This window comes from Pseudomonas fluorescens group sp. PF-1 (assembly GCF_054481335.1).
This window is the reverse complement of the sequence record NZ_JBTMNG010000002.1, coordinates 1,824,723-1,843,886: the sequence shown is the minus strand read 5'-3', so window position 1 is coordinate 1,843,886 and position 19,164 is coordinate 1,824,723. Positions and strand designations below refer to the sequence as shown.

The 19,164-nt window shown below is 60.7% G+C and carries 20 protein-coding genes; 8 read left to right on the top strand and 12 right to left on the bottom strand.

Annotated features, from left to right (window positions below):
* Nucleotides 1-127: 127 nt before the first annotated feature.
* On the top strand, nt 128-1,315 hold the full coding sequence (gene nhaA, locus ACX3YD_RS23240; RefSeq protein WP_458961139.1) for a Na+/H+ antiporter NhaA: 1,188 nt from the start codon (nt 128-130) through the stop codon (nt 1,313-1,315).
* A 144-nt stretch (nt 1,316-1,459) separates the two neighbouring features.
* Here nhaA and ACX3YD_RS23235 read toward each other — a convergent pair whose 3' ends face one another.
* On the bottom strand, nt 1,460-1,924 hold the full coding sequence (locus ACX3YD_RS23235; RefSeq protein ID WP_047526458.1) for an outer membrane lipoprotein: 465 nt from the start codon (nt 1,922-1,924) through the stop codon (nt 1,460-1,462).
* Nucleotides 1,925-2,091: 167 nt separating this feature from the next.
* On the opposite strand from ACX3YD_RS23235, the gene ACX3YD_RS23230 reads away from it, so the two are divergent.
* Nucleotides 2,092-2,328, top strand: a complete 237-nt coding sequence (locus tag ACX3YD_RS23230) for a hypothetical protein (protein ID WP_047526457.1) — start codon at nt 2,092-2,094, stop codon at nt 2,326-2,328.
* A 4-nt stretch (nt 2,329-2,332) separates the two neighbouring features.
* Here the strand turns inward: ACX3YD_RS23230 and pdxH are convergent, their stop codons facing one another.
* From pdxH to dinG, 5 genes are all read right to left on the bottom strand, one after another.
* Complete coding sequence (pdxH, locus tag ACX3YD_RS23225; RefSeq protein WP_047526456.1) at nt 2,333-2,980, bottom strand: pyridoxamine 5'-phosphate oxidase; 648 nt, start codon at nt 2,978-2,980, stop codon at nt 2,333-2,335.
* Nucleotides 2,981-3,004: 24 nt separating this feature from the next.
* Entirely contained in the window at nt 3,005-4,096 is a 1,092-nt protein-coding gene (locus ACX3YD_RS23220; RefSeq protein WP_458961138.1) for an OmpA family protein, read from the bottom strand.
* Nucleotides 4,097-4,209: 113 nt separating this feature from the next.
* Entirely contained in the window at nt 4,210-5,355 is a 1,146-nt protein-coding gene (locus ACX3YD_RS23215; RefSeq protein ID WP_458961137.1) for a serine hydrolase domain-containing protein, read from the bottom strand.
* 182 nt (nt 5,356-5,537) lie between these two features.
* Entirely contained in the window at nt 5,538-8,051 is a 2,514-nt protein-coding gene (locus tag ACX3YD_RS23210) for a beta-galactosidase (protein ID WP_458961136.1), read from the bottom strand.
* A 95-nt stretch (nt 8,052-8,146) separates the two neighbouring features.
* On the bottom strand, nt 8,147-10,291 hold the full coding sequence (gene dinG / locus ACX3YD_RS23205; protein WP_047526450.1) for an ATP-dependent DNA helicase DinG: 2,145 nt from the start codon (nt 10,289-10,291) through the stop codon (nt 8,147-8,149).
* Nucleotides 10,292-10,390: 99 nt separating this feature from the next.
* Here dinG and ACX3YD_RS23200 point away from each other — a divergent pair, with 99 nt between their 5' ends.
* The gene (locus ACX3YD_RS23200; protein WP_103403561.1) at nt 10,391-10,855 is read left to right on the top strand and encodes a CopD family protein; all 465 of its coding nucleotides are present in this window, start codon (nt 10,391-10,393) and stop codon (nt 10,853-10,855) included.
* Between the two features lie 103 nt (nt 10,856-10,958).
* Here the strand turns inward: ACX3YD_RS23200 and ACX3YD_RS23195 are convergent, their stop codons facing one another.
* The 4 genes from ACX3YD_RS23195 to ACX3YD_RS23180 all read right to left on the bottom strand — a co-directional run bounded on the left by ACX3YD_RS23195 (nt 10,959) and on the right by ACX3YD_RS23180 (nt 13,642).
* On the bottom strand, nt 10,959-11,717 hold the full coding sequence (locus ACX3YD_RS23195) for a collagen-like triple helix repeat-containing protein (RefSeq protein ID WP_047526448.1): 759 nt from the start codon (nt 11,715-11,717) through the stop codon (nt 10,959-10,961).
* Complete coding sequence (locus ACX3YD_RS23190; RefSeq protein WP_458961135.1) at nt 11,710-11,988, bottom strand: DUF1145 domain-containing protein; 279 nt, start codon at nt 11,986-11,988, stop codon at nt 11,710-11,712. Before ACX3YD_RS23190 ends, ACX3YD_RS23195 begins: the two co-directional genes overlap by 8 nt.
* 148 nt (nt 11,989-12,136) lie before the next feature.
* On the bottom strand, nt 12,137-12,856 hold the full coding sequence (locus ACX3YD_RS23185) for an OmpA family protein (protein ID WP_458961134.1): 720 nt from the start codon (nt 12,854-12,856) through the stop codon (nt 12,137-12,139).
* Between the two features lie 90 nt (nt 12,857-12,946).
* A complete protein-coding gene (locus tag ACX3YD_RS23180; RefSeq protein WP_103403564.1) occupies nt 12,947-13,642 on the bottom strand; it encodes an OmpA family protein in 696 nt (231 codons plus the stop codon).
* 190 nt (nt 13,643-13,832) lie between these two features.
* On the opposite strand from ACX3YD_RS23180, the gene ACX3YD_RS23175 reads away from it, so the two are divergent.
* From ACX3YD_RS23175 to ACX3YD_RS23160, 4 genes are read left to right on the top strand one after another with little or no spacing between them, the layout of a single operon-like run.
* Nucleotides 13,833-14,330 (top strand): DUF6231 family protein, encoded by a 498-nt coding sequence (locus ACX3YD_RS23175; protein WP_090467494.1) that lies wholly within the window; start codon nt 13,833-13,835, stop codon nt 14,328-14,330.
* A 4-nt stretch (nt 14,331-14,334) separates the two neighbouring features.
* On the top strand, nt 14,335-14,811 hold the full coding sequence (locus tag ACX3YD_RS23170; RefSeq protein ID WP_458961133.1) for a YchJ family protein: 477 nt from the start codon (nt 14,335-14,337) through the stop codon (nt 14,809-14,811).
* Between the two features lie 43 nt (nt 14,812-14,854).
* Nucleotides 14,855-15,340 carry an LEA/WHy family protein gene (locus ACX3YD_RS23165; RefSeq protein WP_103403566.1) on the top strand — a complete coding sequence of 162 codons (486 nt, stop codon included), beginning with the start codon at nt 14,855-14,857 and terminating at the stop codon, nt 15,338-15,340.
* 5 nt (nt 15,341-15,345) lie between these two features.
* A complete protein-coding gene (locus ACX3YD_RS23160; RefSeq protein WP_034146774.1) occupies nt 15,346-15,546 on the top strand; it encodes an SEC-C metal-binding domain-containing protein in 201 nt (66 codons plus the stop codon).
* 102 nt (nt 15,547-15,648) lie between these two features.
* Here ACX3YD_RS23160 and ACX3YD_RS23155 read toward each other — a convergent pair whose 3' ends face one another.
* Both ACX3YD_RS23155 and ACX3YD_RS23150 read right to left on the bottom strand, forming a co-directional pair.
* Nucleotides 15,649-16,206, bottom strand: a complete 558-nt coding sequence (locus ACX3YD_RS23155; RefSeq protein WP_103403567.1) for a cysteine hydrolase family protein — start codon at nt 16,204-16,206, stop codon at nt 15,649-15,651.
* Nucleotides 16,207-16,227: 21 nt separating this feature from the next.
* Nucleotides 16,228-16,398, bottom strand: coding sequence for a hypothetical protein (locus ACX3YD_RS23150; protein WP_161793915.1), 171 nt, complete (start codon nt 16,396-16,398; stop codon nt 16,228-16,230).
* Here ACX3YD_RS23150 and ACX3YD_RS23145 point away from each other — a divergent pair.
* The gene (locus ACX3YD_RS23145) at nt 16,397-18,847 is read left to right on the top strand and encodes a penicillin acylase family protein (protein ID WP_458961132.1); all 2,451 of its coding nucleotides are present in this window, start codon (nt 16,397-16,399) and stop codon (nt 18,845-18,847) included. The genes ACX3YD_RS23150 and ACX3YD_RS23145 overlap by 2 nt on opposite strands.
* The last annotated feature ends 317 nt before the right edge of the window (nt 18,848-19,164 follow it).

The window sequence follows — 19,164 nt, the reverse complement described above, 5'->3', positions numbered from 1 at the left end:
GCTCAAGTTCTTGCGGGACAATCGCGTTGTAACGACATATAACAAAAAAGAATATAACTTTTGTTTTAACAACTAACCGTACGGGTTAGGGTGTCCCACCTTTTGAATTCACCGATGGAGAGCGACCTTGCCTCTGCGTAGCACTTTCACGCGTTTCTTTCAGTTGGAAGCTGCCAGCGGTCTGTTACTGATCGCTGCAGCTGTCCTCGCTTTAGTCATCAACAACTCCCCGCTGTCGTGGCTGTACAACGGCCTGCTGGACACCCCCGTGGTTGCCCAGGTCGGCGCCTTGAAAATCGCCAAGCCGCTGCTGCTTTGGATCAATGACGGCCTGATGGCGCTGTTCTTCCTGCTGATCGGTCTGGAAGTTAAGCGCGAAGTACTCGACGGGCAATTGTCGAAACCCTCACAGATCGTCCTGCCCGGCGCGGCCGCCATTGGCGGCATGGTGGTGCCGGCGCTGATCTACTGGTTCCTCAACCGTGACAATCCACCGGCCTTGAACGGCTGGGCGATCCCGACCGCCACCGATATCGCCTTCGCGCTGGGCGTACTGGCACTGCTGGGCAAACGCGTCCCGGTCTCGTTGAAACTGTTCCTCATGACCCTGGCGATCATCGACGACCTCGGCGCGATCATCATCATTGCCATTTTCTACTCCGGTGCGCTGTCGACCCTGTCCCTGGCACTGGCCGCCGCCTGTATTGCGGCGTTGATCGCGATGAACCGACTCGGCGTGGTCAAGCTCGGGCCGTACATGATCATCGGCCTGATCCTTTGGGTCTGTGTGCTCAAGAGCGGCGTGCACGCCACGCTGGCCGGCGTGACTCTGGCGTTCTGCATCCCACTGCGCACGAAAAATGCCGAACCCTCGCCGCTGCTGACCCTGGAGCACGCGCTGCATCCATGGGTAGCGTACGGCATCCTGCCGCTGTTCGCCTTTGCCAACGCCGGCCTGTCCCTGAGCGGCGTCACCGTCGACAGCTTCACCCACGACGTGCCGATGGGCATTGCGGTCGGCCTGCTGCTCGGCAAAACCCTCGGTGTGTTCGGCTTAACCTGGCTGGCGGTGAAAACAGGCATCGCCGCCCTGCCCCAAGGCGCCAATTGGGGTCAGGTGCTGGGTGTGGCGATTCTCTGTGGCATCGGTTTCACCATGAGCCTGTTCGTCGGCTCCCTGGCCTTCGAACCGGGCGCCAGCGACTATGCGGGCATGGATCGAATGGGGATTTTGACCGGTTCGATATTGGCGGCGTTGATCGGTTATGCGGTGACGGCCATGGCGAGTCGCAAGCACGCTACGTTGCCTTACTGAACATCAGAGGCTACTTTCCAGGCCGTCAAAGTGTCGCTCTGAAGCCACAACCTGTCCCGGCCAAGTGTCATCAGTAATGGCTGGCGCAACAAAAAACCCCGACCAGCTCACCTGATCGGGGTTTTCTTTTAACCTTATTCCGGCTTAGTGCGAAACGCGGCTGGTCCCGCCAACGGTGGAAATGCGAACACGCTCACCCACACGGAACACTTCGTTTGGCTGAACTTCCTGAACGTAGGCGCGCATGCTGCCGTCGTCTTCGCGTACGGTGATCTCGACACCCTGGGTACGCGTCAGGCCTTCTTCGGCTGCCGAACCCACCAGGCCGCCGGCGACTGCGCCGATGACTGCCGCGACGATGCTGCCCTTGCCGCCACCGATGGCGCTGCCGCCAACGCCGCCGACAGCTGCACCGGCGAGGCCGCCGATCGGGGTCTTGGTGCCTTCGATTTTCACCGGACGCAGGGATTCGATGGTGCCCATTCGGACGGTCTGCACGCGACGTGCTTCGTCACGGGAGTAGGAGTCACCGGTCAGGCTCGATTGGCAGCCGGTGAGCAACATCGCCATCGTGGAAAAGGAAGCAACCAGCAGAACAGACTTACGCATAGCATTAACTCCAAAGGACGGGTAATCATTTAACTCCGCAGCTTGACGCCTGTCACGGCATCGCCCGGATAAAAATGTTCTGATTCAGGCCTTGTACAGGCATTCTCACGAATTAATCACACGGTAGTGGCAAATTTCTCGATCTGCGCGACTGAACCAGGATTTTCATGGATTACTTTATCATTGTCGTCACTACGGTTGCCGGTCTGTATTTCCACTGGTGGCTGTACGTAAGGATCAAACGCTGGATGGACCGCGATCTGGCGCTGGCACTGGCTGGGAAGGACGAACGGAAAAAGGCGTTCATGCTCCAGCAACTGGCGAGCGCTCACGCGCAAAAGATCAAACGCCGAGACCTGCCGCAATGGCTGGAGGCCGCTGCGGCAGGCTATCCCGACCAGTAGGCGCTTAAGGTGCCAGACGCTCAAGAAGCCAGTCGGCACCCTGCAGGCGATAGTTGAGGCGGTCGTGCAGGCGGCTTGGGCGGCCTTGCCAGAACTCGATGCGCTGCGGCACCAGACGGTAACCGCCCCAATGTTCCGGGCAATGCGGCTGGGTGTCGCTGAATCGTTGCTCGGTATCTTTGAGCAGCGCTTCCAGCTCCGCGCGATCGGCAATCACCCGGCTTTGGGGCGACGCCCAGGCACCGAGGCGGCTGCCCAATGGGCGAACCTGATAGTAAGCGTCGGACTCTTCAGGCGTGACCTTCTCAACCCGCCCCTCGATGCGCACCTGACGCTCCAGGGTTGGCCAGAAAAAAGTCATGGCCGCGAACGGGTTCTCGGCCAGGTGCTGACCCTTTGCACTGTCGTAATTGGTGAAGAAGGTGAAGCCCTGGGCGTCCAGGCCCTTGAGCAACAGGATACGGCAATGCGGTCGACCGTCCTGATCGACAGTGGCCAAGGTCATGGCGTTTGCCTCCACCGGTGCCTGTTCGGTTTTCACCGCATCAGCGAACCACTGGTGGAACAGCGCAAACGGCTCGGCCGGCGCTTGCGCCTCGGTCAGGCCATCACGGGTGTAGTCGCGACGCATATCAGCCAGAGCCTTGGTCATGGCGTTTTCCTTTTGGTTAACGAATCACTTCTTTGTGGTATCGGCGTCAGCGACTTTTTTCGTGTCGGCAGCGGCTTTGGCCGGTGCAGTCTTTTTCGCTGGAGCCGCTGTCTTAGCCGGTGTCTTCTTGGCGGTGGCTTTCTTGGCCGGCGCTTTTTTCGTCGCTGGAACCGCAGCTTTCTTGGCCGCAGGTGCCGGGGTCACTGGCTTGGCAGCTGGCTTGACGTCTTGCGCGGCAACCATTGTCACTGGCGCAGGGGCCGGCATGTTGTACTTGCTCAGCAATGCAACCATGGTGTTCTGCGGAGTGACCAGCAGCTCTACACGACGGTTCAAGGCGCGACCTTCAACGCTGTCATTGGCAGCACGCGGGGCTTCACCACCCATGCCACGCAGCATCAGGCGATCACGCTGCAGACCACTGAGACGGAAGATCGCAGCCACAGCCTGTGCACGCTCCTGACTCAACTTCACGTTGGCCGGTGCGGCACCCGAGGTGTCACTGTGGCCTAGCACCAGTACGGCAGTCTTCGAATCGACTTCAAGGATTTTCGCCACGCGGGTGAAAGGACCAAGGGTCACTGGCAGCAGCATCGCCGGACGATCCGGGTTGAACGAGCCTTCGACCGGCGCCGTCACCACCAGCACGTTTTCACGACGTTCGAGTTGCAGGTTACTGCCCTTGATCGCTTCGCGCAGGCGCGGTTCGTAGTCATCGAGCCAGGCCTGGGTCACTTTCGGGTCCGGCATCGGCACGACTTTGGCGGTGCTCTGGTCCTTGCCACCGAACGGCCACCACCACTTGCCACCGGAATCGGCGTCAACCTTGGCCACAGCGACAGGCTTGGCTTCAGGTTTTACTTCCGGTTTGGCTGCAGATTTGTCACTGCTGTCATCGGAACCAAACGGCCAGTACCAATGGCTGCTGCTTTCAGTCTTGGCCATCGGAGCGCTGACGGCAGGCTTGAGGGGCGCCGGAGCAGGCTCTTTGGCTGCGACTTTGTCGGAGGAACCGAACGGCCACCAGCTACCGCCGTCTGCATCATTTTTAGGAGTCTGTGCACAACCGGTTATAGCGAAGCACAGTGCCAAAGCGAGCGTTGGTTTGGATGACATTGGATATCCACAAAAATGAAGTCATAAAAATCAGGCCGGGTTGGCCCGCATAAACAGATGATTCGAAACTGAAAAGGCTTTCGGGTTCCAACTCCGGAACCCTTGGGCGTGATTTACAGACAAGTGGCCAGTACCCGCACAAGCTTTTGTGCGCGCGGATCCATCAAGACGTACGGCCCCAGTGTATTTGTCACAAAACCGAAGGCGACATCGTGCTCCGGGTCAGCAAAACCGATGGAACCGCCCGCGCCCGGATGACCGAACGCTCGCGGGCCGAGGCCGAACGTCGCGTTGGGCACGTCCGGCTGATCGAGCATGCACCCCAGACCGAAACGGGTCCGGGTCAGTAATGTCTTGTCCTCGCCGAGGCTGTGCTCGCGGGTCAGTTCGTCGAGCATTTCGCCTTCCAGCAAACTGCCATCGAGCAGGCCGGCATAGAACCCGGCCAGGCTACGGGCATTGCCGTGACCATTGGCGGCGGGTTGTTGCATGCGCCGCCATTCCGGCTTGTTGGTGCTGGTCATGATCGAAGGCGGGTTGGTAAACGCCCGGGTGGTCATGGCCGTGGGTTCGCGCATGGTCACTTGCAGAAGGCGCTGGGCAGCGGCATCGCCGACATTGCCCTTGCCACGGGCGATATGCGCCACGCGATGAAACTCTTCGTCGGCCAGACCGACGTGGAAATCCAGCCCCAAAGGCTTGGCTACCCGCGCCACGATGGACTCACCCGGCCCGCGCCCATCGGCACGGCGCAACAATTCACCGACCAGCCAGCCATAAGTGATCGCCGCATACCCATGCCCCTGTCCCGGCGTCCACCACGGTGTTTCAGCAGCCAGGGCGTCGACCATGGTTTGCCAGTCGTAAAGGGCTTCGGGTGCCAGCAATTCCCGTAGCGCCGGCAGACCGGCCTGGTGGCAGAGCAATTGGCGCAACGTCACGGACGCTTTGCCGGCGGCGGCAAACTCGGGCCAATAATGCGCAACCGGCGCATCCAGTTGCAGCTTGCCTTCGGCAACCAGTTGCAGGGCAGTGACGGCAGTAAAGGTTTTAGTGCAGGAAAACAGGTTGGCGATGGTGTCGCTGTGCCAGGCTTGCGCGCCGTCCTTGTCGCTGGTGCCGGCCCAGAGGTCGACAACGGTTTCGCCGCCGATCTGGATGCACAGCGCTGCGCCACGCTCCTGCGGATCGTCGAACAATGCCGCGAAGGCCTCGCGTACCGCTTCGAACTTGAGCTCGTAATAACCCTGAATCTGCACCCGCAACTCCCCCGGACAAGCGTTCTACAAAGTGGCCCGCATTGTTCCAGCCCTTGAGGGATTTGGGAACAGGGTCGGGCCGGGCGGTCAATCGCCCCTGGAAGTGATCAGATTTTTCCGGCGTCCTTACAGACGCCATCGCGAGCAGGCTCGCGATGAACGCTGACGCGGTGTGTCAGGACTCAGTGCCCCTTTCCGGAATGCCCGCCGGCAGCCTTGCCCGGCCCTTTGCCGGCCTCGGCCTTGCGTCCGCCTTCGGCGTCGTGTTTCTGTCTATCGGCCTCGGCGCCGGCCTTTTCAGCCTCTTTGCCTAATTGATCGACGGCCGCCAGGTTGCTCTTGCGCACACTGTCGACAAAGCCCTGAAATGGCAGATCGGTAATCCCCACCAGACCGAAATGACCGTTTTCGCCATCCAACAGACGCCCGGTCACGGGTTGGTCGAGGTATTGGAACCAGTGCACGCCGACGATCGACGGCTCGCTCAGCGCCTGCTTGAGGAAGTTGGCGTAGGCCGGACCACGGTCCTCTTCCTTCGCCAGTTGCGTTACGCCGCCCCAGAACGGGCCACGGTCCGTCGAACCGAAGTTGAATTCGGTAATCAGTACTGGCTTGTCGAGGCTGTTCAGTTGCGCGAAGTCATAACCGTCCTGGGGTTTCAGGGTGTACATGTTGAAGCTCAGCACATCGCAGTATTGAGCGCAGGACTCCACAGCTTCTGGTGTGCTGATTGCAAAGCGGCCACCGAGCAACATCTGGTTCGGCGCGTGCCATTTGAGCGAATCAGAGATCGTCTTGAAGTAGGTGTCGGCGAAGACCTTCTGGAAGTATTTGAAGTCGGCCTCGATTTCCGGATGGTCGGCGCTTGGCAGCGGCGGCTCAAAACCGGGGTCTTCCATCAGTTCCCATGCCGGCAAATCAATGCCCCAGGCTTTCGACAGGCCTTCCTGGTTGCGGTATTTATCGCGCAACTGCTTGAGAAACGCGCGTTTGGCCGGCACGTCGGTGGTCATTTTCAACGTACCGTAGGCCAGGGCGTAGCGGGCCTTCGGATCGTCGCCGGGGCCAGCCCAGGCCAGTTCATTGTCGGCATAGAAGCCGATCAACCAAGGATCGTCGCGGTGATCGCGAGCGGCAATGGCCACGGCGCGCTCGGTGGCCATGGCGAAACGCGGGTCGAACGGATCGGGCATACCGCCCCACCAGTCCGTTCCCGTGCTGATGCTCGCATAATCGCCAACAATCGATAGCGGCAAGGTGTATGGCACACGATCGGCGTTGCCCAGTGCCGGCGCACTCCAGTTGCCAATGGTGTTGAAGCCCCAGGCTTGCAGACGGTCGAGGGTATGACCGGCCCAGCGCTTTTCATCGAAGGTCGCTTTGCAGGGCTCGGCAGTTTTTTGCTCGGCCGCGTTCGCGACTGTCGCGTCTGCGGCGTCGGTCTTGGCCGCTCCGGCAATCCCGGATTCGGCCGTCGAAGGAACAACCGGTGGCTCGGCGGCCTTCTCCGCCGTGGCCTCTGCCGCATCAGCCTTGGCCGCTGCGGCGACACCGGCCTTGGTATCGCTGCCCAGAGCACAAGGGTCGCCATACAGGCGCTGTAAATTGGCACCATAAAAGTCGTACCAGCGCCCGACGTTGAAGCCCCGGCCCTGATCAACGCCGTTGCCGCCACGGGTGTCACCTTCACCGAAGTGACTGGCCAGGGGCTCACCGGCCTTGGGCAGGGACTGGAACATCCATTCACGACCGGCGATATAAGTCTGATTGACGTCCGGGGTAACCGTGTTGACCCCCAGCGAATAGAACGGATGCCCTTCCGGGGTCACCAGGTACCAGCGACCGTCGCGTTTCTCCGTGCGGAAGAAACCGCTGGCCTTAAAGGCCGGACCGTTGGTCCAACCTCCGAATTTGTCCAGGGACGACTTTTCGCGCTCGGCCAGCCAGGTTTTCAGCTGTTGCTGTTCCTTGGCCGCGGCGCCTTTGAGTTGCTCATCGCTGCTGACCTTTTCCGGCCATTTGGCCCGGGTCGATTGACCGTAGGCATCCACCAAGGCGCCATACACGGTCTCAGTCACGGCCTCGGCGTCCTGAACGCCGAAGCGCTCAAGCAAAATGCTCTGGGCCACTTTCGGCTGATCCATCGACACGCTCACTGCCACCACCTGGCCGCGATCCAGCTCACCAGCGCTGCTGGCCAGCAGGATGCGCTGACCGTCGACCGTCATCGGCATGGGCGGCCCGGCCTTCATGCCCAGGCTCAACGGCGATGTCGGCTGCAACGGCACCAACAAGGTCTGCGCCGGGCCGGCCGGCAGATCGACACGGCTGACCAGCGTCTTGCCATCGTTGCTCTGGATGGTCACGTACAGGGTCAGTGCCCAATTCATGGCGTTCTGCACCCGCAGGCTCATGAAACCCGACTGCGACCAGTCCCAGGCCCCTGTCTGCGGGGTCAACCGCAGGGTCGGACGAGCGACCGGGTTGAACGTCACCCGCCGCAGCACTTCACCTTCGGCGGTTTGCTCGGCGTTGGATTGCGGCAGGTTGGCGTCCTGAGTGGTCACCTGGACCACATCGGCGGGGCGCACAAAGTTGAACAGCGTCTGCTGGGTGGCGGGTGCCGCCAGCAAGGGCGATGCGAACAACAGGGCAAAAACGGCAGGTAACGATTGGCGCAGCGAACGGCGAATCATGAGAACGGAATTCTCCCTAACGACCCGGATGGGCCAGTGGAAAAGCAATGGCAGAGAGATAGACAACACGATGGGCAGATTTGCCCACCGATGTATCAGGAAATTTCACGACGGAATGGCGGCAACGCATTGAGGATCGCCTTGCCATAGCGCTGGGTGACCAGACGCCGGTCAAGCAGGGTGATGGTGCCGCGATCTTCCTCGGTGCGCAGCAGGCGACCGCAGGCCTGGACCAGTTTCAGCGAGGCGTCCGGTACGGAGATTTCCATGAACGGATTGCCGCCACGGGCTTCGATCCATTCGGCCAACGCCGCCTCGACCGGGTCATCCGGCACCGAGAACGGAATTTTGGCGATCACCACGTGCTCGCAATAGGCGCCGGGCAGGTCGACCCCCTCGGCAAAACTCGCCAGGCCGAACAACACGCTGGAGTCCCCGCCATCCACCCGCGCCTTGTGCTTGTTCAGGGTTTCCTGCTTCGACAGGTTGCCTTGAATGAACACTTGCTTGCGCCAGTCGCGGTCCAGGCCATCGAACACGTCCTGCATCTGCTTGCGAGAGGAAAACAGCACCAGGGTGCCGCGGGAACCTTCGACCAGATCAGGCAAATCGCGAATGATCGCGGCGGTGTGCGCCGCCGCATCACGGGGGTCGGCATTCAGATTCGGCACCCGCAGCACGCCGGCATCGGCGTGATGAAACGGGCTGGGCACCACGGCAGTCACGGCTTTCTTCGGCAGGCCGGCGCGCATGCGAAAGCGATCGAAGGTGCCGAGGGCGGTCAAGGTGGCCGAGGTCACGAGCGCACCGTAGGCCACGTTCCACAGGTTGCGTCGCAGCATTTCTGCCGCGAGGATCGGGCTGGCGTTGACTTCGATGTCGAACAGCGAGCCGCTTTCGGCCAAGGTCAGCCAGCGGGCCATCGGTGGGTTGTCTTCCGGGTCTTCAACGGTGAAGGCGGTCCACAACTCCCAATTGCCCGAAGAACGGGACAACAGGCTGCCGAACAGTGGATACCACTCTTCAGCCTGGTTGCTGGCGATACCGATGTTGACTTCGCCGTCCATGCCCTCCTTGAGCAAATCGGTCAGGCGGGTGAACAGGTCGGTCAGGCGGGCGAAGCCTTTTTTCAGCTCGATGCCCATTTCGCGCATGTGTTCGGGAATCACCCCGCCGACGAAACGGTGACGCGGTCGTTCGCGACCTTCAACGTCTTCGCCGGGTTTGAAATCGGCGACTTGCTCGCAGGCGGTGAACATGAACTGCTGCTGGGTCTTGATCTCCCGCGCCAGCTCCGGCACCTGTTCGATCAGCTTGCCCAGATCACCGGGCAACGGGTGTTGGGCCAGCAACTTGGTGAGGTTCTTGGCGGTGGTTTCCAGCCAGTCGGCGGTCGAGCGCAGGCGCGTGTAGTGGGCGAAGTGGCCGATGGCCTTGTCCGGCAGGTGATGGCCTTCGTCGAATACGTAAATGGTGTCTCGCGGATCGGGCAGCACCGCGCCACCGCCCAGGGCCAGGTCGGCCAGGACCATGTCGTGGTTGGTGACAATCACATCGACCTTGCCCATGCCTTCGCGGGCCTTATAGAAGGCGCACTGGCCGAAGTTCGGGCAATGACGGTTGGTGCACTGGCTGTGGTCGGTGGTCAGGCGCGCCCAGTCGGCGTCTTCCAGTGCGGTGGACCAGCTGTCGCGATCGCCGTCCCATTTATTGCCGGCGAGTTTTTCGATCATGCTGGTAAACAGCTTCTGACTGGCCTCATCGACCTCGATCTTGAAGCCTTCTTCTTCGAACAATTGCGCCGTGGCGGTTTGCGCATGGCCTTCCTGGAGCAACATGTCGAGCTTGGACAGGCACATATAGCGCCCACGCCCCTTGGCCAGCGCGAAACTGAAATTCAGCCCGCTGTTGCGCATCAGGTCAGGCAAGTCCTTGTAGACGATCTGCTCTTGCAGGGCGACGGTGGCCGTGGCGATCACCAGGCGCTTGCCGGCCGCTTTCGCCGTCGGGATGGCGGCCAGGCTGTAAGCGACGGTCTTGCCGGTACCGGTGCCGGCTTCCACCGCGACAATCGCGGGCTCGCCGCTGCGCCGGCCTTCGTCGTCGGTGTCGATATCCCCGAGGACCTTGGCCACTTCGGCAATCATCAGGCGTTGGCCATAGCGCGGCTTGAGGCTCTTGGCTTCGAGAAAACGCGAATAGGCGCCCTGGATCGTGGTTTTGAGTTCAGTGCTGATCATGGATTGTCGGGCGCAAAAAACGCTGGATAAATTTTCAGTGGTTCGGAACGACGGCTATCATACCCCGCTAATTAATCCCGCGCAGAACGGAGTACCCCAATGACCGCTTTTAGCCTTGTTTATAGCCTGCATGTCCTCGCCGCACTGGTGTGGGTCGGCGGCATGTTTTTCGCCTGGATGGTCTTGCGCCCTGCGGCTGTGAAGGCACTGGAGGGCCCTGCCCGACTGAAATTGTGGGTAGAAGTGTTTCAAGGTTTTTTCCGCTGGGTCTGGGTGGCGGTCGTGCTGCTGCCCGTCAGCGGTGTGGGCATGCTGCATATGCACTTCAACGGATTTGAAACCGCTCCGCGCTATGTGCAGGTGATGATGGGCTTGTATGTGGTGATGACGGCGCTGTTCATCCGGATTCAGGCGCTGATGCTGCCTGAGTTGCGCACGGCGGTCATTGCACAGGATTGGCCGGCGGGGGCTGCGGTGCTCGGGAAGATTCGGCGCCTGGTGGGGATCAATCTGATTGTCGGGTTGGTGCTGGTGGCGATTGCTGCGGCGCGGCCGATGTTCTAAAAGCATCGCGAGCAAGCTCGCTCCCACAGGTTCGGAGCAATCCCGTGGGAGCGAGCTTGCTCGCGAAGACCATCGATCAGACGACACACACTTCAGAAATTGCTTACAACCGCTGAACCGTCACCGAGCCCGCCGCACCCGCGGGCCCCGGCTGGCCATCGGCGCCAGGTTTGCCGCTTTTGCCGCCATCGGCCTTGTAGATGAAGCAACCCTTGGCCTTACCGCCCGCTCCCGGCTTGCCGCCGGGACCGGCCAAGCCACCGGCTCCGCCAGCGACCTGAACCTTGATTTGTTCGGCGGGATATTCGCGCGGCACTGCCAGCTTGACCAACGCCCCCGGCGCTCCGGGCTGGCCATTACTGCCATCGCTGCCATCGGCACCGCGCCCCGCCTGCCCCCAGGTGCAGCCTGGAGGCTGGCCGTTGGCCCCGTCGAGGCCGACGAATCCCGGCGCTCCCGCACCACCGCGAGCATCCACCAACAATTGCGGCGCCTTCAGTGCCTTGATCTGCAAATTCAGATTACGCCCGGAGCGGGCCGCCTTCTGGTAAGTGCCGGGGGCGCCGCGAGCGGTGATCTGGCTGCCCTCGGCCAACTCGGCACGACTGACTTTCAGCTCCAGCGCCTGTTCGCTGGGCACGATAGCGATCCGCGCATCACGGCCCAGGTGCAATTCGCCGACGGTGACCTCGGTTACATTCGACGGGATGAGCAATGTGCCGTAATCAGCCACTTCCAGGCGATCCAGCTGCAAGGTGCTTGCGGTGTTGGGCAGGCGCATCAGCGAGTTGGTTTCAACACTCACCACCTGTGCGCAGGCCAGTGGACTGATGAGTACGGCGAGCAGACAGAGTTTACGCATGGGAAGCCTTCGGTGCAGTCGGAGCGGGAATGGTTTGCAGGTGGAAAACGCCGAAAAAGAGAATGTTCAAGCGATCACGCCAGGGATGGGCGCGCGCCCTGAGGCTGCGGAAGCAGAAGACAATCTCCAGCAGGTGGAGCCCTGCCAGCAGGCTGCCGGCCAGGTTGACCAGCAGGTGCAGCGGATGGATGAACGGCACGAGCAGATTGACCAGCACCACCGACCAGAACAGCAGGGTCAGCAGCTTCCCCAGCCCCCAGAACACCTTCATACGCTCCCCCGAACAGAATTATTATTTGCACGCACAGTAACGGCTTCCACGCGGGATAAGCCAGAGGGCAACCAAAAATTCTTCATGAAGATCGCTGACTGGCTGTCGGGACGACCTGAAAAGTCACCCGACAGCTCTATTTCGAGGTTCAGCGATTGATGTGCAGCTCCACGCGACGGTTTTTCGCGCGGCCTTCATCTGTTTCGTTATCGGCCACAGGCTGGCTTTCGCCTTTGCCTTCGCTGGTGATTTTGTTCGGCGCCACGCCCTGGCTCAGCAGGTATTCGGCGACACTGCTGGCGCGCCGCTGCGAGAGTGCCTGGTTATAGGCATCCGATCCGACGCTGTCGGTGAAGCCAACCACCTTGATGCTGACCACATCGGCGTCTTCCAGCTTGCCCATGATCGAGTCCAGTTGACTCTTCGCGGTGGGTGTCAGCTCGGACTGGTTAAAAGCAAACAGCACATCACCGGCATCACTCAGGGTAATGACCTCCGATTGCGCCGGTTCGGCAGGCTTCACACTGGCCGGGTACTGGGGCAGCGGGCAACCTCGATGATCGACAGGGGTGTTGGCCGGTGTATCAGGGCAGCGATCACGGCGGTCGAAAACGCCATCGCCGTCTTCGTCGCCATCCTGGGCATAGCAAATCAAACCACCGGTCAAAATACCGAGCGCCGCTCCACCGGCCGCCCATCCGCCACTTTCGACAGCGCCAAGTCCTCCGCCGACCAGTCCGCCAATGACGCTGCAGATCGGCCAGGTACGTTGATTGAGGGGAGCAGTGCCATCACTGTGAGTGGCGCAACCGGTCAGCAGGCTGCCAAGTAGCAGAACCGGCAAGACGGTCCGTGTGAATTGGGTCATTTTGAGAAGCTCCTGTGTCACCGGTCAATGCCGGTTACACAGGAGTAAAGACGGGCATCCGCAACTGCACAAGCCGCGGATGCGAGGGACTTAGCGCTGGATTTTGATTTCCGTGCGACGGTTCTGTGCACGGCCGTCGGCGGTTTTGTTATCGGCAACCGGCTGGCTTTCACCGGCACCGGAAACCGACACGAAGTTGCTCCGCGGCACGCCTTGCTGGATGAGGTACTCAACCACCGAGTGGGCGCGTTTGTCCGACAGTTTCTGGTTGTAGCTATCGCTGCCCACGCTGTCAGTATGACCGGTAACGGTCATCCGTGCGGTTGGGGCTTCCGCTTTCAAGCGAGTGGCGATCTTGTCGAGCACCTGCTTGTCAGACGCAGTAAGTGTTGCTTTGTCGAACTGGAAGTGAACATCGCGGATGACAATCGTTTCTTCCTTGACCACCACGGCCTCTTCGACCACTGGTGCAGGTGCTGGTGGTGGGCAACCATCGGCATCGACCTTCACGCCATGAGGCGTGCCCGGGCACTTGTCGCGGCTATCCGGCACACCATCGCCGTCTTCGTCGCCATCCCCGTGAACCCAGCAATAGGCCGCTGCCGTACCACCGACAATCAGCGCGCCATAACCGGCCCAGGAGGAGCTCTCGGTTGCACCGAGACCCGCGCCCACGACACCACCGACGGCCGCACAGGTCGGCCAGTCGGTTTTCTGCAAACCTGCGCAACCAGTCAACACACTGGTTAGCAGAACCAGGGGTAATGCTGTCCGAACTATGCTCATCTAGTTTTCTCCTGAAGGATCGGCTTAGAACCGATTCAGGGAGTAAAGACCGGAGTTTTAATCTCCGCCAGCAATAGGCCATTGCTGTTTTTTCCACTGTTCAGCACTGATCGCCGGTTTTGCGTCAAAGCCGCTCTAGGCTCGGACTCACAGGCAAGCTAGTCTTGGCAGATCTGATTGAGGATCTTTGATGATTGCAGGTAACTCTTCGCGCACGCCGCAGCAGGCGCTGGCCGCTTTGCTCGATCTTTACGCCCCTTCGCGCCTGTTGCTGATCGGCGCCAGCGAATTCCCCGCGCTTGAAGCGTTCAAACTCGCACACCCCGACAGCTGCGTGGCGCACGCGGCACCCGGGCCGTTACCTGCCGAGCTGGCGGCGCGCCGGTTTGACCTGGCGCTGGTGGTTGATTGCCTTGAGCACCTGCCCAAGCGTGACGGCCTGAAGTTGCTCGGTGGTATCCGCAACCTCAATGCCAGTCGCATTGCGGTGCTGGCGGACCTGCCCGCCAGTGGCTGGCAAGAAACGGATTTTTTCTCCCTGGCGCTGCAGGCCAGCGAACGCTTCCAGCGTGACGATCAAGTGCTGACGCTGTTCACCTATGATCTGCTTGACTACAAACAAGTCCCCGACTGGCTCAACTCGCGGTTCTGGGCCAATCCGGAAAACTTCGGGAAATATTGGTGGTAATGCAATGAGTACATCCATTTGCCCTTGCGGCAGCGGCACCCTGCTCGATGCCTGCTGCGGTCATTACCATGCCGGCCACCCGGCTCCTTGCGCCGAAGCCCTGATGCGCTCGCGCTACAGTGCCTACGTGCTTGGCCTGATCGATTATCTGGTGGCCACCACCCTGCCCGCGCAGCAAGCCGGCCTTGATCGGCAATCGATCAGCGACTGGAGCGCACAAAGCACCTGGCTGGGTCTCGAGGTGGAAAGCTCGGAAGTCCTTGGCGGTCAGCCCGAACACGCTTTCGTGACCTTCACCGCGCGCTGGCACGACGGCAGCGGCGAACACAGTCATCGTGAGCGTTCGTCGTTCGTTCAGAACGCCGAACGCTGGTATTTCATCGATCCGACCGTGCCCCTCGACATCGGCCGTAACGACGCCTGCCCCTGCGCCAGCGGTCAGAAGTTCAAGAAGTGCTGTTCGGGTTATTTCGGCCGTTGATGTGAATCCAGGGAGCTAGACTGGGCATCAAAGGAGTCCCACCATGCTCAGTCGACGACGCACACTTCAAACACTCATCCTGCTGTTGTTTCTGGGGCTCGGCGGCTGTGCGTCGTGGTTCAGCGACGACGAGCCGGACCCCGAGGTGCATCTGGTCAGGGTTGAAGTCGTGCGAGCCAAACTGTTGGAGCAGCGCTTTGTGCTGCATTTCCGTATCGATAACCCCAACGACAGCGACCTGACGGTGCGAGGCCTGGAATACCGCATTCATCTTGGCGACATTCTGCTGGCCGAGGGCGAGCATGAACACTGGATCACCGTCGGCCCCAAACGCAGCGGTTTTTACAAGGTGCCGATCCGCACCAACCTGTGGCCGAAAGTGAGGGATCTGGTCAAGCAACTGAAAAGTCCCAAGCAACCCGTCCCCTATCGACTGGAAGGCGAAATGGAAACCGGTTTATTCATCGCCCACTACGTGCACCTGGCGCGTAATGGCGTGATAATCCCCGCCGATCTAATTCCGGAGTAACCCCGATGACCCAGCAACCCCATGTACATGGCCCAGACTGCAACCACGATCACGACCACCATGATCACGACCATGGCCATGTCCACGGCCCGAACTGCGGCCACGCCCACCAGGAACCGGTGCGCAACGCCCTGAAAGACGTCGGCCGCAATGACCCTTGCCCGTGTGGCAATGGCAAGAAGTTCAAGAAGTGCCACGGCGCTTGATGGGTTAGACCCATTTCCCTTGAGGAGTCGGCTTGCTGGCGATCAATGCGACGCGTTTTGTCATACGCACCGCTTCGCTGGCAAGCCAGCTCCCACAGGTTTTCAATCGGCCATCAATATCTGCGCCGAATTGACCACCGTCGCATACTCGCCATGCAAATTCCCCAGCGACATCCCGTGTACCTCTTCAGCTGAACGGGCATGCCCGAAAAAGTCGACCTTGTCGAAGGTAAAGCACGCGTCCTCCGCCACCCACGTATCGAACCCCAGATTGCCTGCGGTACGCGCCGTGGACTCCACGGAGTTGTGGGTCGCCACGCCGACGATGATCAATTGTTCGACTCCCGTCTCTCGCAAACACGCCTCCAGCCCCGTCGAGCAAAACGCATCCGGCACCTGTTTTTGAATCAGTCGCTCGCTTGGCAATGGCTGAAACCGCTCCTGAAATTCGACGCCTGATTGTTGTGGCCAGAACACCGAGTCCTCCGAGCGGGACAGGTGTTGCACATGAATGATCGGCCGCCCGCTGCGACGCCAGTGGCCCAAGAGCGCCAGCATGCGATCTTCGGCCCGGGGATTGTTGCGCCGGCCGAGTCTGGGGTGAAGGATGCCTTTTTGCTGATCGATGATGATCAGTGTCGCGTTTTTCTCTAGCTCCATGCTCGCTCTTCTCACGCCAGGTCAGTTGATTTCCTGCACTTCAACATCGGCCCCGGCCAGTGGCAAGCCATCGAATGCAAACGGGATCTCGGACAAAACCTGAAATAACCTTGCCGCCCGCTTGCGCGGCCACCTCCTGCTCACTAACGTAGCGCCTTTACTGACGTTACCGCCCCGCAGGAGCTTTGCCATGGCCTCGCCAGCCCTTACACATTTTCTACCCCGGTTCGGCGTTGCCGCAGCAGTTGCAGGTGTTTTGAGCCTGACCGGCTGTCAGAGCTTCAACGCACAGGACTCCGTCCCGCCGACTTCCGGCGTACAGCCGCTTAAAGGCCTGGCGCAGAACGTTTCGGTACGCCGCAATGCCATGGGCATGCCGCTGATCGAAAGCAGCAGCTTCCACGACGCACTGTTCACCCTCGGCTATGTGCACGCCAGCGACCGCATCACGCAAATGGTCACCTTGCGTTTGCTGGCCCAGGGTCGTCTGGCCGAGATGCACGGTTCGGACCTGCTGGACGCCGACCGCTACATGCGCGCGGTCAATCTGAAGAAAAGCGCCGGCGAGCTCTATAAGGCATCGTCGCCACGCCTCAAGCGCTTCTTCGAAGTCTATGCCCGCGGGGTCAACGCTTACCTGTTCCGCTACCGCGACAAGCTGCCGGCGGACCTCGCTTCCAGCGGCTACAAGCCTGAATACTGGCAACCGGAAGACTCGGCGCTGATTTTCTGCCTGCTCAACTTCAGCCAGTCAGCCAACCTGCCCGAAGAGATCTCCACGCTGGTACTGGCCCAAACGGTATCCACCGACAAACTGCCATGGCTGACCCCATCCGCCCCTGATGAACAATTGCCAGTGGCCGAAAGCGAAAAGCTGCAAGGCATCAAACTCAACGGGCAAGTACCGGGACTGGCTGAAATCAGCAAAGCCACGAGCCAGCTCGCCGAGCTGAATCTGCTCGGCGCCACTTCATCGAACAACTGGGCCATTGCCCCACAACGCAGCCGCAGCGGCAAGAGCCTGCTGGCCAGCGACAGCCATGGGCCGATGGGCGTGCCGTCGTTGTTCAGCTACGTGCAGATTCGCGCACCGAAATACCAAGCATCCGGCGTGACCATCGCCGGGTTGCCGATGGTGCTCGGCGGCTTCAACGGCAAGGTCGCGTGGAGCACGACCAGCGTCATGGGTGACAACCAGGACCTGTTCCTCGAAAAAATCAAACGCCAGGGCAATGGCCTGGCCTACGAAAACGGCGGCAAATGGCAGCCGGCCGTGGTGCGCAACGAAACCTATTTCGTCAAAGGCCAGCGGCCGATTCGCGAAGCGGTGTACGAAACCCGCCACGGCCCCCTGCTCAACAGCGCTCAGGGGTTTGCCCAGGGAAGCGGATTCGGCCTGGCCTTGCAGACGCCGAGCTTCACCGATGACAAAACCCTGGACGCGTTTTTTGACCTGTCCCGCGCGCAGAATGTCGAGAAGGCGTCGGACGCCAGCCGAGAGATCCGCGCCATTGCGCTGAACCTGGTGTTTGCCGATGCCAGCAACATTGGCTGGCAAGTCACCGGTCGCTACCCGAACCGTCGCGAAGGCGAAGGCCTGTTGCCCTCACCAGGCTGGGAAGGTCGCTACGATTGGGATGGCTACGCCGACCCGATGCTGCACCCCTACGATCAAGACCCGGCCCAGGGCTGGCTCGGCACCGCGAACCAACGGGTCATCCCCCATGGCTACGGCATGCAATTGTCTAACTCCTGGTCGGCACCGGAACGCGGCGAACGTCTGGCTGAGCTGGCCGGGGTGGGCAAGCATGACACCCGCAGCCTGATCGCGATGCAGTACGACCAGACCACCACCTTCGCCGCCAAATTAAAGAAAATGTTCGCAGCGCCGGGCATGTCCCAACCGCTCAAACAAGCCATCGCGGCGTTGCCCGCAGCGGATGGAGCCAAGGCACGCGAAGCGTTCACCCGTTTGATGACGTTCGATGGCAAACTCAGCCCGACCTCCGCCGATGCGGCGATCTACGAGCTGTTCCTGCAGGAAAGCGCCAAGCAGATTTTCCTTGATGAACTGGGGCCAGAAAGCAGCCCGGCATGGAAGGCCTTTATCGCCAACGGCAAGTTGTCCTATGCCGCGCAGGCCGATCACCTGCTGGGCCGCGAAGACAGCCCGTTTTGGGATGACGTGCGCACCGCGCAGAAAGAAGACAAGCCAACGATTCTCGCGCGCAGCCTGGCAGCCGCGATCAGCGCCGGGGACAGTCAATTGGGCGGCGACCACAAAACCTGGCAGTGGGGCAAACTGCACCGCTACGAATGGAAGAATGCCACTGGCCAGACCGTGCGCGGTCCGTTGCCGGCCGGCGGCGATCACACCACGCTCAACACGGCTGCGTTCGCCTGGGGCCAGGACTTCAACACCACGCTCGCTCCTGCCATGCGCTTTATCGTCGACTTCGGCCAGGCCGAACCGCTGATGGGCCAGAATGCCACCGGCCAGTCCGGTAACCCGGCCAGCCCGAATTACCTGAACGGCATCGAGCCGTGGCTGAAAGGTCAGTATCAGAGCTTGCCGATGCAGCCGCAAAACTTTGACAAGGTGTACGGGACCAAACGATTGACCCTGACACCTGGCAAGTAAACCCATTCCCTGTGGCGAGGGAGCTTGCTCCCGCCGGGCTGCGAAACGGCCCTTGAATCTGTCCACGCGGCACATCCGTCAAACGTCACTGTCGCGTTTACGGCTGCTGCGCGGTCGAGCGACAGCAAGCGCTCTCGCCACAGGGCTTCGCCACATTCGACCTAAAAAAGTGCAGGCTTCCCACGTCGCCCAATTTCGTGCACTAATCCCTTCCGGCAATTTCCTGAACACCTTTTAAAACGCTTGTTCGGCACTCTGGTTCGGAAATTGCTACTTTCATTAAGTCTTACGCTCACCAGTAACAATAATTCTGCGCC

Excerpts from the sequence above, each read along its gene's own strand:
- ACX3YD_RS23230 (WP_047526457.1), top strand. The coding sequence starts at position 2,092 with ATGGATTACTTTATCATTGTCGTCACTACGGTTGCCGGTCTGTATTTC.
- ACX3YD_RS23235 (WP_047526458.1), bottom strand. The coding sequence starts at position 1,924 with ATGCGTAAGTCTGTTCTGCTGGTTGCTTCCTTTTCCACGATGGCGATG.
- dinG (WP_047526450.1), bottom strand. The coding sequence starts at position 10,291 with ATGATCAGCACTGAACTCAAAACCACGATCCAGGGCGCCTATTCGCGT.
- ACX3YD_RS23145 (WP_458961132.1), top strand. The coding sequence starts at position 16,397 with ATGGCCTCGCCAGCCCTTACACATTTTCTACCCCGGTTCGGCGTTGCC.
- ACX3YD_RS23195 (WP_047526448.1), bottom strand. The coding sequence starts at position 11,717 with ATGCGTAAACTCTGTCTGCTCGCCGTACTCATCAGTCCACTGGCCTGC.
- ACX3YD_RS23175 (WP_090467494.1), top strand. The coding sequence starts at position 13,833 with ATGATTGCAGGTAACTCTTCGCGCACGCCGCAGCAGGCGCTGGCCGCT.
- ACX3YD_RS23200 (WP_103403561.1), top strand. The coding sequence starts at position 10,391 with ATGACCGCTTTTAGCCTTGTTTATAGCCTGCATGTCCTCGCCGCACTG.
- ACX3YD_RS23170 (WP_458961133.1), top strand. The coding sequence starts at position 14,335 with ATGAGTACATCCATTTGCCCTTGCGGCAGCGGCACCCTGCTCGATGCC.
- ACX3YD_RS23220 (WP_458961138.1), bottom strand. The coding sequence starts at position 4,096 with ATGTCATCCAAACCAACGCTCGCTTTGGCACTGTGCTTCGCTATAACC.
- ACX3YD_RS23160 (WP_034146774.1), top strand. The coding sequence starts at position 15,346 with ATGACCCAGCAACCCCATGTACATGGCCCAGACTGCAACCACGATCAC.
- ACX3YD_RS23165 (WP_103403566.1), top strand. The coding sequence starts at position 14,855 with ATGCTCAGTCGACGACGCACACTTCAAACACTCATCCTGCTGTTGTTT.
- ACX3YD_RS23185 (WP_458961134.1), bottom strand. The coding sequence starts at position 12,856 with ATGACCCAATTCACACGGACCGTCTTGCCGGTTCTGCTACTTGGCAGC.
- ACX3YD_RS23155 (WP_103403567.1), bottom strand. The coding sequence starts at position 16,206 with ATGGAGCTAGAGAAAAACGCGACACTGATCATCATCGATCAGCAAAAA.
- ACX3YD_RS23150 (WP_161793915.1), bottom strand. The coding sequence starts at position 16,398 with ATGGCAAAGCTCCTGCGGGGCGGTAACGTCAGTAAAGGCGCTACGTTA.
- ACX3YD_RS23210 (WP_458961136.1), bottom strand. The coding sequence starts at position 8,051 with ATGATTCGCCGTTCGCTGCGCCAATCGTTACCTGCCGTTTTTGCCCTG.
- pdxH (WP_047526456.1), bottom strand. The coding sequence starts at position 2,980 with ATGACCAAGGCTCTGGCTGATATGCGTCGCGACTACACCCGTGATGGC.
- ACX3YD_RS23180 (WP_103403564.1), bottom strand. The coding sequence starts at position 13,642 with ATGAGCATAGTTCGGACAGCATTACCCCTGGTTCTGCTAACCAGTGTG.
- ACX3YD_RS23190 (WP_458961135.1), bottom strand. The coding sequence starts at position 11,988 with ATGAAGGTGTTCTGGGGGCTGGGGAAGCTGCTGACCCTGCTGTTCTGG.